General features: G+C 63.0%; 13 protein-coding genes. 10 read left to right on the top strand and 3 right to left on the bottom strand.

Annotated elements, in window-relative coordinates; genetic code table 11:
* Positions 1–22 precede the first annotated feature (22 nt).
* Both OX460_RS05775 and OX460_RS05770 read left to right on the top strand, forming a co-directional pair.
* Entirely contained in the window at positions 23–1,216 is a 1,194-nt protein-coding gene (locus OX460_RS05775) for a hypothetical protein (protein ID WP_289898011.1), read from the top strand.
* Between the two features lie 87 nt (positions 1,217–1,303).
* Positions 1,304–2,308, top strand: a complete 1,005-nt coding sequence (locus tag OX460_RS05770) for a 2-hydroxyacid dehydrogenase (protein ID WP_289898010.1) — start codon at positions 1,304–1,306, stop codon at positions 2,306–2,308.
* On the opposite strand, the gene OX460_RS05765 is transcribed toward OX460_RS05770, so the two are convergent.
* Positions 2,297–2,659: a TfoX/Sxy family protein gene (locus OX460_RS05765; protein WP_289898009.1), complete on the bottom strand. Its 363-nt coding sequence runs from the start codon at positions 2,657–2,659 to the stop codon at positions 2,297–2,299. The two genes, OX460_RS05770 and OX460_RS05765, sit on opposite strands and share 12 nt — an antisense overlap.
* Positions 2,660–2,757: 98 nt before the next feature.
* Here OX460_RS05765 and OX460_RS05760 point away from each other — a divergent pair, with 98 nt between their 5' ends.
* The 8 genes from OX460_RS05760 to OX460_RS05725 all read left to right on the top strand — a co-directional run bounded on the left by OX460_RS05760 (position 2,758) and on the right by OX460_RS05725 (position 8,768).
* Positions 2,758–2,991: a hypothetical protein gene (locus tag OX460_RS05760; protein ID WP_289898008.1), complete on the top strand. Its 234-nt coding sequence runs from the start codon at positions 2,758–2,760 to the stop codon at positions 2,989–2,991.
* Complete coding sequence (locus OX460_RS05755; RefSeq protein ID WP_289898007.1) at positions 2,988–3,461, top strand: MepB family protein; 474 nt, start codon at positions 2,988–2,990, stop codon at positions 3,459–3,461. The genes OX460_RS05760 and OX460_RS05755 overlap by 4 nt, the downstream gene beginning before the upstream one ends.
* A 243-nt stretch (positions 3,462–3,704) precedes the next feature.
* The gene (locus OX460_RS05750) at positions 3,705–4,130 is read left to right on the top strand and encodes a GNAT family N-acetyltransferase (protein ID WP_251348839.1); all 426 of its coding nucleotides are present in this window, start codon (positions 3,705–3,707) and stop codon (positions 4,128–4,130) included.
* Between the two features lie 89 nt (positions 4,131–4,219).
* A complete protein-coding gene (locus OX460_RS05745; protein WP_289898006.1) occupies positions 4,220–4,516 on the top strand; it encodes a hypothetical protein in 297 nt (98 codons plus the stop codon).
* Complete coding sequence (locus OX460_RS05740) at positions 4,517–5,161, top strand: hypothetical protein (RefSeq protein WP_289898005.1); 645 nt, start codon at positions 4,517–4,519, stop codon at positions 5,159–5,161.
* 209 nt (positions 5,162–5,370) lie between these two features.
* A complete protein-coding gene (locus tag OX460_RS05735) occupies positions 5,371–7,110 on the top strand; it encodes a serine hydrolase (RefSeq protein ID WP_289898004.1) in 1,740 nt (579 codons plus the stop codon).
* A 57-nt stretch (positions 7,111–7,167) separates the two neighbouring features.
* Positions 7,168–8,265, top strand: coding sequence for a serine hydrolase domain-containing protein (locus tag OX460_RS05730; protein WP_289898003.1), 1,098 nt, complete (start codon positions 7,168–7,170; stop codon positions 8,263–8,265).
* A 158-nt stretch (positions 8,266–8,423) separates the two neighbouring features.
* Positions 8,424–8,768, top strand: a complete 345-nt coding sequence (locus OX460_RS05725) for a hypothetical protein (RefSeq protein WP_289898002.1) — start codon at positions 8,424–8,426, stop codon at positions 8,766–8,768.
* A 9-nt stretch (positions 8,769–8,777) separates the two neighbouring features.
* On the opposite strand, the gene OX460_RS05720 is transcribed toward OX460_RS05725, so the two are convergent.
* Positions 8,778–11,216 carry a glycosyltransferase gene (locus OX460_RS05720; protein WP_289898001.1) on the bottom strand — a complete coding sequence of 813 codons (2,439 nt, stop codon included), beginning with the start codon at positions 11,214–11,216 and terminating at the stop codon, positions 8,778–8,780.
* Positions 11,213–12,442 carry a TIGR04063 family PEP-CTERM/XrtA system glycosyltransferase gene (locus OX460_RS05715; RefSeq protein WP_289898000.1) on the bottom strand — a complete coding sequence of 410 codons (1,230 nt, stop codon included), beginning with the start codon at positions 12,440–12,442 and terminating at the stop codon, positions 11,213–11,215. Before OX460_RS05715 ends, OX460_RS05720 begins: the two co-directional genes overlap by 4 nt.
* Positions 12,443–12,445 lie beyond the last annotated feature (3 nt).

The raw sequence follows: 12,445 nt of genomic DNA, 5'->3' as shown, positions 1-12,445 counted from the left end.
TTTGCTACTTCCCGTGCCGACCATGGATACCACCGCCCGCCGCTACCTCGCCATCTTCTTCGCCTGCGTGCTGGCCGCGCTGGCCCTCGTGTCCGCCGTCAATTACCACGTCGATCCGTATCTGCTGCACCAGTGGGACAGCCCGCTGCTGCAGCGATTGCGGCCGACGACCGAAAAGCTCAGCGTGTGGGGCAAGACGTATGCCGTGGCGCGCTACCGGCCGGCCGTCGTCTACATCGGCAATTCGCGCACGGAAATGGGCTTGCCGACGCATCGCGTGCGCACCTTGTTCGAAGGCAAGAGCGTCTTCAACAGCGCCGTGTCGGGCGCCTCCATCGGCGAAGCCATGCGCCTGGCCGAGCATGCGGCCAGGGTCAGCCATGTCGACACCATGGTGTGGGGCATCGACGCTCCCTCGTTCTCGCTGGAACTGGGGTCGGCCGGCGTGGAACCGGGCCTGACGGACCCCGGCCCCGCGTTTTTCGCGCGGCGCGCCTTGCTCAACATCAAGCGCGGCCTGACGGTCGACATGACGCGCGACACCTGGCGCATCCTCAGCGGCAGCTATGACGGCGTGTGCCTGTCCAGCCTGGCCTTGCACGGCCAGCGCGACGAATCCTGCCTCACCAGCCGCAACCGTACCTGGACCGGCACGGCGCGCGCTTTCACGCCGCGCCTGCAGGAATTCAGCGACGGCCTGGGACCCACGGCGCCCGCGCTGCACGCCTTCGATGCAAGCGTGGGGAAACTGTGCCGCGGCGGCACGCGCTTGCGCCTGTACATCAATCCCACGCATGCGCTCACGCTCGACGCCCTGTACTGGCGCGGCAAGTGGGCTGCCATGGAAGCGTGGCAGCGCGACCTGACGAACATGGCCGGACGCTACCGGCGCCAGGGCTGCGACGTGCGCCTGCTGGATTTTTCCGGCTTCAACAGCATCACCAGCGAGCCGATCCCCCAAGTGACGGGCGCGCGCGAGATGCGCTATTACTGGGAAGCATCGCACTACCGCGACAATGTGGGCCGCATGATCCTGGCGCGCCTGTTCGGCGGCCCGGAGCCGCCGCCGGCGGACTTCGGCGTGGAGCTGACGCAGGCCAGCATCGACGCCCACCAGGCGGCCATGCGCGCCGCGCGCGAGCGCTACCACGCGCAGCACGCCGAGGAAACGGCCTACCTGCGCCACGCGCTGACCTTGCCCCGCGAACCCAAATAGGCGACCGGCGGCGCCAGCCGTACGGCGTGGGGCAGGGCGCTTGCGCTATGATAATGTTTTGCCATCCAGCAAGTTCCAGGACTCCCCATGAAAATCGCCTTCTTTGCCAGCCAGCCCTACGACCGCCGTTTCTTCGACGAAGCCTTGCCGGCCCAGCCCGATTCCGCCGGCATCGAACTGGTCTACCACAGCGCCTTGCTGAGCCAGGAAACCGTGGTCCTGGCGCAAGGGGCCGACGCCGTGTGCGTCTTCGTCAACGACGTGCTCGACGCACCCGTGCTGGAAGCCTTGCACGGCTACGGCGTGCGCGCCATCCTGCTGCGCTGCGCCGGCTACAACAACCTCGACCTGGAAGCGGCCAGGCGCCTGGGCCTGTTCGTCGCCCGCGTGCCGGCCTACTCGCCGGAAGCCGTGGCCGAATACACCTTGGCCCTCGTGCAGACGCTGAACCGCCACACGCACCGCGCGTATGCCCGCGTGCGCGAAGGCAATTTCTCGCTGGACGGCTTGCTGGGCGCCACCCTGCACGGTAAAACGGTCGGCATCGTCGGCACGGGCAAGATCGGCCTTGCGACGGCGCGCATTTTCAAGGGTTTCGGCTGCACGGTGCTGGGCCACGACCCGTATCCGGCGCCCGCGTTCGCGGACCTGGGCACGATGGTGGAGCTGCCGCGGCTGCTGGCCGAGTCCGACATCGTCTCGCTGCATTGCCCGCTGATGGAGAGCACGCGCCACATGATCAGCGAAGCAACCTTGCCGCAGATGAAGAAGGGCGCCATGCTGGTGAATACGTCGCGCGGCGGCCTGATCGATACGGGCGCCGTCATCGAGGCGCTCAAATCGCGCCAGCTCGGTTCGCTCGCCATCGACGTGTACGAGCAGGAAAGCAATCTGTTCTTCCAGGACCGCTCGTCCGACATCATCGACGACGACATCTTCCAGCGATTGATGACCTTCCCGAACGTGCTGGTGACGGGCCACCAGGGCTTCTTCACCATGGAAGCGCTGCGCGAGATCGCCGCCATCACGTATCACAACCTCGCGTGCTTCCGCCAGGGCAAGGCGTGCGAAAACAGCGTCTTAACTAGCTGATACTTGCTTCCTGGGCTTGGGCGGCGGCTTGGGTTTCGGCAGCGGCAAGGCGTCCGCCGTGCGCCGCGCCAGCTGGCTCAGCCAGTCGCGCTCGTCCCACAGCCCGCCATCGATGAGGAAATACGGCTTGGCTTGCGGATAGGGCGGCGCTTCCTGCAGCGTGCCTTGTGCGCTGATCCACGCGCGGCCCGCGTCCGTCGGCTTGATGAACAGCTGGTCGTCGGCGACGATGGCGAACATCTTGCCGTCGCAATACAGACCATACTCGCCAAACATTTTTTTCGCGCTGACGCCGCCCGCGCCCGCCAGCTGGTCGAGCAAAAAATCCACCGTGCCTTGCTGTGATGCCATGTCGTCCTCCGTGTGAAAGAACAGTGTAGCGCACTGGCCAGGATGGGCCGCGGCGGCTACACTGTCGCCATTATTTATTTTGCATTAGCTATTTTGCCATGACACCCCAGCATCTTGTTCACCGCGGCATCCGCATCGCCACCTTGGCCGCCGGCGATGCCATCGAATCCCATTGCGCACCGGGCCAGACGGCCATCCGCGAGCAGGGCGACGGCTGGTGGCTGTACTTTATCGACGAGGATGGCAAGGTCGACGGTTATGACAGCCCGTTCGCCAGCCATGCCGAAGCGCTGTGGGCGGCCAAGGCCGCAGCCGAGTTCAGCGCGCAATGAAGGCCAGTCCATGGGCTTTCCTGGGCTTGCCGCAAGCGCCCGTGCCGGAAGCGGAAAGCGCGGACTACGGCGCCTGCCGCGCCGACCTGCACGGCAAGCGCCTGGTCTTGCGCGTGGCGAAAACCACGCCGACGAAAATCGGCCAGTTCGTCACCGTCTGGAAGCGCCCCCATCCCGATGCCGACATCGCCCCGCTGGATGAAGCGGACCCCGTCGACATCGTCATCATCGCCGTGGCTGACGACGTTGGCGACGGTGCGCGGCACGGCTTTTTCATTTTCCCGCGCAGCGTGCTGATCGAGCGCGGCGTGATGTCGCGCGCCGCCCAGGGCGGCAAGCGTGCGCTGCGCGTGTATCCGCCGTGGTGCGCGCCGGAGTCCATCCAGGCGCAGCGCACGCAGCGCTGGCAGGCGGCGTGGTTTGTGACGGCGGGGGAGCAGCAAAGACTGGAACAGCTGCTCGGGCAGTGATTGTTTCCATTCACCTTAGAATTTATCTGCACCTTGCCACTGTGATATAAGGGCTTGAGAAATCTCTTTTTATCAGGATGGCAATAAAATCTTTGCTGAGGTATTGTAATCGTCCGCTGGCGGCCAGGAGCGGGCAGTTGTGTGCGTTTGTTCCCTCCTATATAGAGACCTTTGCCATCATTGCTCCTACATGCCCACATCACAACTTACTAAATATGCTGGATCACGATGCTTATGAATTGGATGAAAGAGGACTACCAGGTTTCTACTGACGACGGATTGTTACAGCTCGACGTGATATATGAGAATCTCAGCCGCAGCACTTGGGCTCGTGGAATTGACGAGGAGACTGTGGCTAACGCGGTCAAGAATAGTCTCAATTTTGGTCTGTACCATAGAGGCCGGCAGGTCGGATATGCCCGGTTAATTACCGATTACGCTACTTTTGCCTATATGGCGGACGTTTTCGTGATTGAAGAATATCGTGGCAAGGGACTTGGCCGGTGGCTTGTCGAGTGCATGCTGAGCTATCCTGGCGTCGACCGCTACCGGCGGCTGCTTCTAGCGACCACGACTGCCGATTGGTTGTATGAAAAGCTTGGCTTCTCGACGCCGGAAAATCCCAAATTATTCTTGCAGATTAACCGACCAGCCATCTACGAGAAGTAGACAAGGATCGATGACCGGCAGCCCCACGGTCTTTTACGCGGTCTTTCAATTTCTGGGCCAGCTGGCTCAGCTACAAGTCAGGTTGCGACATGGAGTATTCGTTTTCACGCTTGATCATTGCGGCTGGCTTGGCTTGTTCAGTCATGGGCATGGCTGCTATTCAACAGATGCGCCTTGCTTGCCCGCTTCGTAAAGCGACGTACTTTCTGCTGAAATTGGCGGCGTTGATCTGGCTGGTGAGCGGCCCATTTGTCGGAACATTCTACAGTCACGGATTCGATGTGGCGTGGTACATGTTTGGTGCCGCCGTGAGTCTGGCCGGATGTGTCGTTGCCGGCACTGTGCTGCTTGCGTGGGCGGCTTTCACACGGAAAAGGCCAAGTTGAATGTGGAATTTTTTTAAGCGTAAAAATACGCCAGAATTGCCTATCACGCCTCAGATTGTGGCGCAGGTTGAAGTTGAGATAAGTCAAAATAGATCTGCAGAAAAAAATAAAATATCCTTCTTGTGCGCTGAAAAAATTCTTGCGTGTTTTGAAAATTCCCAGGGACTTCTTGCACCTGACAGCGAGAGTGAACTCGACTCGCCGCGGGTACGCCAACAACTCTACAAAATTCTGCTGGAGCGGCCACTCGCGCCATACTCCACGCTAATTCGACAAGTCTTCGAGAAGGAAGTGCAGTATAGAATTGCGCTTTGGGATGGGAAAATAAAAGATGATGGTGATTCTTACGAAGGAATTTATCGTTGTGCCTTCTTGCTTTATCGTCTCGGCAGCACAAGCGATATCCATAGCCTTTGGGTAGCAAAGCATATAAATATGGATATCGGAACATCAATGGGCGTGGAATTTTTTATTGGGGCGGGATTTCAAGCGACAGTTTCATATTTGGCAGAATCGAACTTGCAGGATGCGGATGAAATATCCTCTTACGTAGCTGGCTGGTTCGATCAGGACGATTCAGAAAAATGGCAAAAGCACTGGGAGCTAAGTATGGTGCAGAATATTTCAAGTACCGGCGATTCGTGAAGGCCCACAACGGCGCAGAACCTGCCAACGGCGGCAAGCAGCCGGAATTCGTCGCGCCAGCAAACGCGGGCCGCAATTTATCCGGGAAAATGACCGTCCATGACTGATATTTGACGGCCTGTCGCAATCCCGCATGGCGGCAGGGGGCGCTGACGTATCGTCAACGTTTCCTTCCTGGCATCCGTCCATCACCGTTGAAAGAATCGTTTATGCGAGCTCATCCCCTGGCACTGGTCCTTCCCCTGTTGTTTGCAAGTGGCGCCCGGGCGGACGCATTGGACGACATCGTCAAGGCCGAAATGAAGATGCGGCAAATCCCAGGACTGTCGCTTGCCATCATCGAGAACGGTAAGATTGTCAGGGCGCAAGGGTACGGTGTCACGGAGAAGGGCGGCAAGACGCCGGTCGGCCCGCACACGCTGTTCCAGGCCGGTTCGGTCAGCAAGCCGGTAGCCGCGCTGGGGGCGCTGCACCTGGTAGAGCAGGGCAAGCTTGGCCTTGACGAAGACGTCAATCCCCGGCTGCTCACGTGGAAGCTGCCGGACAGCGCCCTGACGGCTGAACAGAAGGTGACCTTGCGCAGGCTGCTCAGCCATAACGCGGGGCTGACCGTGCACGGCTTCCCCGGCTACGCCCGCAATGCGCCGCTACCCACCGTGGTCCAGGTGCTGAACGGCGAGCAACCGGCGAATACGGCGCCCATCCGCGTTGATATGGTTCCAGGCAGCAAGGTGCGTTACTCCGGTGGCGGCTATACCGTCATGCAACAAATGGTGGCCGACGTGAGCGGCCAGGCGTATCCCGACTACATGCGCGACGCGGTCCTCACGCCCTTGGGCATGCAGGAGAGCTCCTATGTGCAACCGCCGCCAGCCGAGCGCGCGCGCCTGAATGCCAGCGGCCACCTTGCCGACCGCAGCCTGGTGGCGGGACGCTGGCATGTGTATCCGGAAATGGCGGCGGCCGGTTTATGGACCAACGCGTCGGACCTGGCGCGCTTCGCCATCGGCGTGCAGCAATCGCTGGCGGGCACGTCGAATCCGGTCATCTCGGCAGCCTTGACGCAACAGATGCTGACCCCGCAGATAGAGAACGCGGGCCTGGGCGTCTTCCTGCACGGCAGCGGCAGCGCGCAACGCTTCTCGCACGGCGGGCGTGACGAAGGCTTCGACACCTTGTTGACGGCATTTTCCCGCACCGGCCAGGGCGCCGTGATCATGATTAACGCGAATGACAATTCCCGCATGATGGACCGCCTGACCGACGCCATCGGCCGCGCCTACCGCTGGCCGGATGCCGATTACGCCATGTTGCGCAATCACCCAGTCATCAGGATCGATGCCAGGGCGCTCAGCCGATACACGGGCCGCTACGAGTTGGCGAACAACACGATAGGCACCTTCGATATGCAGGGTGGCCGGCTGCGCAGCATTTACGATGGCTTGCCGGACGAAACGTTCGTGCCTGCCGGCGCGCACCGTTTCCATTCGACGTCGCGCAATTGCGAACTGGCGTTCGCCGTCGATGCACAAGGCGAGGTGACAGGCGTCGTCGTGACGACCAAGGACAAAGCCAGCGCGGCGCCGCGCATCGGCCCGCTGATGCACACCTTGAAAGCGCGCACGGACCCCAAGCCTGTGCGTACCCGGAGTGTGCAGGCCTTGCTGGCCGACATTGCGCGTGGCGGCAGCGCCCTGGCCAACTCGGATTTTGCCACGCCGGGCATCAAGAACAACTTTGGCACGCAGGCGATTGGCGAACTCGCCAACGTTAAGTCGCTGACTTTTTTGCACGAGCAAGCTGTTGCAGGCCGCGCGATCGAACGGCATGGCAGCAAGGTGGACAGCGTCCTTGCCTTCCACGTCAGCGGCATCCAGCCGGAGCGCACGCTGCTGGTTTACCTGACGGCGGACGGCTTGTTTGCCGACTTCGATCTGGTGGACGACTGAACGCTGCGGTCGAGCACGGCGTTTCCCTGGAAATAAACAACGAACCGACAATTTCCCATGAAAAATCCCGATACGGACAACAAGACGCTGCTGCCATTAAAAACAGTGACGTTTTCTTTCTTGCTGATGGCATCCGCCTTCGTGCATGCCCAGGCTGGCGATCATGCCCATGCGGAAAAGGCCGATGATTACTCCGCCAGGATTGACAAGCTGATACAGGCGACCAGTCCACGACGTTTTAATGGCGTCATTCTCATCACGAAAAATGGAAAAACAAAATACTCGAAAGCGTATGGCTATGCGGATTTTGAAAACAGGATACCGTTAAGGCTGGACGATAATTTCAGGATTATGTCGAACAGCAAGCAAATGACGGCCGTGCTGATTTTAAGGGAAGTTGAAAAAGGCAAGATAGACTTGCACAGTCCCGTGAGACGATACTTGCCCGATTTGCCGCAAGCCTGGGCCGATCAAGTGACCGTGCATCAATTGCTCAACTTTTCGGCGGGAATCACTGAAATCGACCAGCCGCTGAGCTTCAAGCCCGGGACGGATTTTCTGTATGGCGTGACAACGTATGCCATGCTGGGTCAAATTTTTGAAAGAGTCAGTGGGAAAACGTATATCGAGGCAGCAAATGACTTGTTCAAGGAACTGGGGATGAAAAACAGTTTTTGCTATGAGGAAGATAAGAATAATAAGGTCATCAATGGCTATGTGAACACGGAAAATGTATTCGCGCTGAAAGCGCATCCCGTGCAGGGAAAAGATTGGATCGGCTTCATCCCGGCCGGCGGTATTGTTTCAAATGCAAAAGATTTGACGATCTGGGATGAAAATCTGCATCGGGGAAGAATGTTAAAACCGGAAACCTATCAGCGGATGACGAGTTACGACATATCCAGCCAGCATGTCGCTTTTGGCGATGGGAAGAACGGTTATGGCTACGGCGTTTATGTGAGCGATACAACGCCCATCAAATATATAGGCCACTCGGGAAAAGGCCTGGGCTTTGCATCGATTAAAGTGTATTTTCCTGAAAGAGACGTCGATGTGGTCGTGTTGGAAAATCAATATAGCGAGGATAGCGGCCTCCATTACTATTTTGAAATAAAAATAAGGGAAATAGTAATGAATAGCAATCTTTTAAGATAGAAGGCCCGATTTGCTTCAGGAATATATGGAAGAACACCGCATCTGCGCGATTTGCGGTTTATGTGGTTCGTCCAGCGCCACTGTTTGCGCTTGCTGTGGCTTCACTTTCGCTAGCATGGCCCGCTTGTCGCGCCGGATGAAGTCATCGACAATATGGCATGCCAATCAAGATATCGCCTAAAAAATTCCTGCTGTACCTGCTCATCCTCAGCCCGGCCTGGTATGTCGCCGCATGCTGCGTGTTCTCCAACAGCCGCAAGGCGGCGTTCTATCAAATCCAGACGGGCGATACGCGGCAAGCGGTGCTTGACCGCTTCGGCGCGCCGACACATGTGGAGCGTGCGGGAGTCTCTTTCAAACAGTATTCCACCACGCCATGCGCCGCGCTTTGCGTCGAGCGGCTGTGGTTCGAGAACCGCTTGAACACGGAACTGGAGGTGTGGTCCTTAGAACTGGACCGGCATGGTCGCGTGGTGGGGAAGAATTATCTGATGTCGTCGTAGGCCGCCTGGCTAGGCGACTTTGCTGAGCACATAGCGGTACTTGCCCGACGCCTCCGCCGCGATTTCGTCGACTTCCTCGATAACGACATCCACTTGCGCGCCCAGCCTGGCCTGGAAACCGGTGACGATGGCGGCGCGGGTGGCGTCGTCCAGGCGCGGCTGGCAGACCAGCAGAACGCGCGTGCGCAGCAGGGTTTCCTGGATGATCTTGAAGCTGCGCACCTGCGGCAGTTCGCGCACGATGTAGACGAGGGCCAGGCCGTGCATGACGGTGCCGTCCACGGCGGTGAGGAAATCCGTGCTGCGCCCCTCGATTTTCTGCAGCAGGGGCAGGCCGCGGCCGCAGGCGCACGGCTGCGTGCCCAGCGCGCCCACGTCGCCCGTGGCGTAGCGGATGAACGGGTAGTCTTGCGTGGCCAGGTGGGTGACGACGATTTCGCCCGTCACTCCCGGCGGCAGCGGCTGGCCCTGGCCATCAAGGATTTCCACGATCACGTCTTCGGCCGTGATGTGCATGCCGCCGTCCGGGCATTCGTGGGCGATGAAGCCCGCGTCGCGCCCGCCGTAGCCGTTGGCCACGGGGCAGCCGAAGGCGGCGGCGATCTGCGCGCGCTGTTCGTCGTACAGGCGCTCGGCCGTGACGAAAGCCACTTTCACGCCCAGGCCGTCGAGCGGCAGGTCGCGCGCGCCGGCGTGGCTGGCGATGCGGCACAGGGCCGACGGGTAGCCGAACAGCATGCGCGGACGCCAGCGGCGCAACTGCCGTACGTAGCCGTCGAGGCGGTCGGGCGACATGGCAAACGCGGGCAGCAGGGTGGTGCGCAGCAGCGCATCGCGCAGGCGGCGCACGCGGTCTTGCGCATGCAGCTCGATGGGCGAACCCCACAACACGGCTTCGCGGTCGCCGATGTCGACGCCCCACCAGCGCGTGGCGCGCCACTTGGCGGCGATGTCGTGGCTGACCCTGCGCCGTCCCAGGAAAAACTGCAGCGGCTCGCCGCTGGAGCCGCCCGTGGCGAACGGGCGCAAGCCCACGGCGCGGGCGGACTTGAAACTGTCGCGCGCAGCCGCGATGTCGCGCTTGCGCAGCAGCGGCAGGCGCGCCAGATCGGCCAGCTGCCGCACCTGTTCCGGGTCGAAGCCGCTGCGGGCGAACAGGGCGCGGTAATGCGGCACGTGCGCGCCCGCGTGGCGCAGCAGCGCGCGCAGGCGCGCCAGCTGCCACGCTTCCAGCTGCTGCGCGCTCCACCACTGCGAGCGTTCCAGGCGGCGCAGCAGGCGCGCGCTGTGGTGCCCCTTCAACCATTCGTGCAGGGGAAACAGCCAGCGGGCAACGCAGCGCGTGTAGGCGCCGGGGCGCGGCGCGGCGCGGATGCGGCGGTAATGGGCGGCCAGCCGGGGCGCGATGCCGGGCCAGCCGAAGGTGGCGGCGTGCGCCAGGCCCGCGTCGGCCATGGCCCGCGCACGGGGCGGGTCGCGCAGCAGCGCCACGATGGCGTGCGCCATGGCGGCCGGATCGCCGGGCGGCACCAGCAGCGCCGTCACGCCATCGTGCAGCAGGGCGGGGATGCCGCCCACGTTGGTGCTGACGACGGGCACGCCGCAAGCCAGCGCTTCGAGCACGGAATTGGGCATGTTGTCGGCCAGGCTGGGATTGAGGACGATGTCGCTGGCCTGGTACAGGGCCGGCATGGCGGCGTTGTCGACGGGGCCGGCGAAGCGCACGGCATCGAGGACGCCGAGCGACCTGGCCAGGCGCGCCAGCGCCGCGCGCTGCGGCCCGCCGCCGGCCAGCAGCAGGCGCGCCGTGGGATAGCGCCGTCGCACGAGGGCGAAGGCGCGCACGGCGCTGGCGTTGTCGTACAGGCTTTCCAGGTGGCGCGCCACGAGGATGCACGGGCCATCGGCCGATGCCGGCGCGGCACGTGCGGCGTGGGTAAAACGCTGCAAGTCCACCACGTTCGGCACGATGTGGGCCGTATGGCCATGGCGCTCGAAGACGCCGGCCAGGTAGGCCGAGGGCACGACGATGGCGCTGGCGCGGCGCAGGCTGAAGGCCACCAGGCGCGGCGAGCGGGCGAAAAAAGCGGCCGCTTCGCCACCGCGGTAGTTGAGCAGGGCCGGCTTGCCTTTCAGGCTGGCGATCCACAGCGCGGGCGCGGCCTGCAAATGCCAGGACCAGCCGGAATTGGCCATGATGTGGAACAGGTCGACCGTATTGGCGGCGCGCCACAGGCGCCACAGGTGCACGGGCAGGCGCAGCGCGGCGCGCAGGTAGCGGATGCGCGCCAGCCAGGCTGGCAGCAGGGGGCCGTTGACGGCCAGCAGCTGCACTTGCGCGCCATCGTCGCGCAGCTTGCGCGCCAGTTGCGCCGTCTGATTCGCCATGCCGCCGGCCGGCGGCGGCAGCGGGCCGACCAGCGCGATGCGCAGGCCCGTGAAGATCATGGCATCGCTCCCGCCGCCACGCGTGCCGCCGCCGCGCGCGCATACACGGGCGCATAGCGGCCCACGCTGGCGTCCCAGCTGCGCTCCGTCTCGACGAAGGCGCGCGCCTGGCGCCGCAGCGCCGGCCAGCTGGCAGGCGCCAGCAGCAGGGCCAGTATGGCGTGCGCCAGCGCGTCGGCGTCGCCGGCGCGAAACAGCATGCCCGTCTTGCCATGCTGGAGCAGTTCGCGGTGGCCGCCCACGTCGGACGCCACCACGAGGCGGCCCTGGGCCATCGCCTCGAGCGGTTTCAAGGGCGTCACCAGCTCCGTCAGGCGCATCGGCAGGCGCGGATACACGCAGATGTCGATCAGCTGATAATACGTGGCCACCTGCGCATGCGGCACCCTGCCGGCGAAGACCACGGCGTGGGCGATGCCCAATTGGGCCGCCAGCGCGTGCAGCGCCGCTTCCTGCGGCCCGCCGCCGGCCAGCAGCAGCCGCAATGCCGGCTGCGCCGCCAGCAGGCGCGGCATGGCGCGCAGCAGCAGGTCCAGTCCCTCGTAGGCGTAAAACGAGCCGATGAAGCCGATCGTCAGGTGGCCATGCAGGCCCAGCTTGTGCGCCAGCCAGTGGTCTTCGGCGGCGGTGGCGCTGAAGGCGGCCGCATCGACGGCGTTCGGGATGACGGTGATTTTATGCGCGGGCACGCCGCGCGCGCACAGCTCGCGCCGCAAGCCGTCGCAGATGGTGGTGACGGCGTCGGCGCGGCGCAGCGCGTAGGTTTCCAGCGCCCGCGTGAGCCGGTAGCGCAGGCTGCCGGGCCGGCTGCTGCCATGGTCGGCGGCCGCGTCTTCCCAGAAGGCGCGCACTTCATATACGACGGGGATGCCCAGCGCGCGGCCCGCGTTGAGGGCGGCGATGGCGTTCAGGGCGGGCGAATGCGCGTGCAGGATGTCGGGCTTGAGCCGCCGCGCCAGCCGGCGCAGGCGCACGGCCAGGCCGGTGATGACGGCCACCTGCCGCAGCACGGGCAGGCGCGCCCACCAGCGCGCATCGGGCGCCGTGCGGTAAAAATGCCAGCCGTCGACCAGCTGTTGCGCGCCATCCGTCGGCCCCTGCTTGGCACTGGTGAGCTGCATCGTGTGCCAGCCCAGCGCGCGCTGCTGCCGCAGGATGGCCAGGGTGCGGAAGGTGTAGCCGCTGTGCAGGGGCAGCGAGTGGTCGAGGATGTGCAGGATGCGCATGGA

Origin of the sequence: Janthinobacterium sp. SUN033, from assembly GCF_030397595.1 — a bacterium.
GTDB classification, from domain to species: Bacteria; Pseudomonadota; Gammaproteobacteria; order Burkholderiales; family Burkholderiaceae_D; genus Janthinobacterium; species Janthinobacterium kumbetense.
This window is presented reverse-complemented; position numbering and strand designations above follow the sequence as displayed.

Excerpts from the sequence above, each read along its gene's own strand:
- OX460_RS05775 (WP_289898011.1), top strand. The coding sequence starts at position 23 with ATGGATACCACCGCCCGCCGCTACCTCGCCATCTTCTTCGCCTGCGTG.
- OX460_RS05770 (WP_289898010.1), top strand. The coding sequence starts at position 1,304 with ATGAAAATCGCCTTCTTTGCCAGCCAGCCCTACGACCGCCGTTTCTTC.
- OX460_RS05765 (WP_289898009.1), bottom strand. The coding sequence starts at position 2,659 with ATGGCATCACAGCAAGGCACGGTGGATTTTTTGCTCGACCAGCTGGCG.
- OX460_RS05760 (WP_289898008.1), top strand. The coding sequence starts at position 2,758 with ATGACACCCCAGCATCTTGTTCACCGCGGCATCCGCATCGCCACCTTG.
- OX460_RS05755 (WP_289898007.1), top strand. The coding sequence starts at position 2,988 with ATGAAGGCCAGTCCATGGGCTTTCCTGGGCTTGCCGCAAGCGCCCGTG.
- OX460_RS05750 (WP_251348839.1), top strand. The coding sequence starts at position 3,705 with ATGAAAGAGGACTACCAGGTTTCTACTGACGACGGATTGTTACAGCTC.
- OX460_RS05745 (WP_289898006.1), top strand. The coding sequence starts at position 4,220 with ATGGAGTATTCGTTTTCACGCTTGATCATTGCGGCTGGCTTGGCTTGT.
- OX460_RS05740 (WP_289898005.1), top strand. The coding sequence starts at position 4,517 with ATGTGGAATTTTTTTAAGCGTAAAAATACGCCAGAATTGCCTATCACG.
- OX460_RS05735 (WP_289898004.1), top strand. The coding sequence starts at position 5,371 with ATGCGAGCTCATCCCCTGGCACTGGTCCTTCCCCTGTTGTTTGCAAGT.
- OX460_RS05730 (WP_289898003.1), top strand. The coding sequence starts at position 7,168 with ATGAAAAATCCCGATACGGACAACAAGACGCTGCTGCCATTAAAAACA.
- OX460_RS05725 (WP_289898002.1), top strand. The coding sequence starts at position 8,424 with ATGCCAATCAAGATATCGCCTAAAAAATTCCTGCTGTACCTGCTCATC.
- OX460_RS05720 (WP_289898001.1), bottom strand. The coding sequence starts at position 11,216 with ATGATCTTCACGGGCCTGCGCATCGCGCTGGTCGGCCCGCTGCCGCCG.
- OX460_RS05715 (WP_289898000.1), bottom strand. The coding sequence starts at position 12,442 with ATGCGCATCCTGCACATCCTCGACCACTCGCTGCCCCTGCACAGCGGC.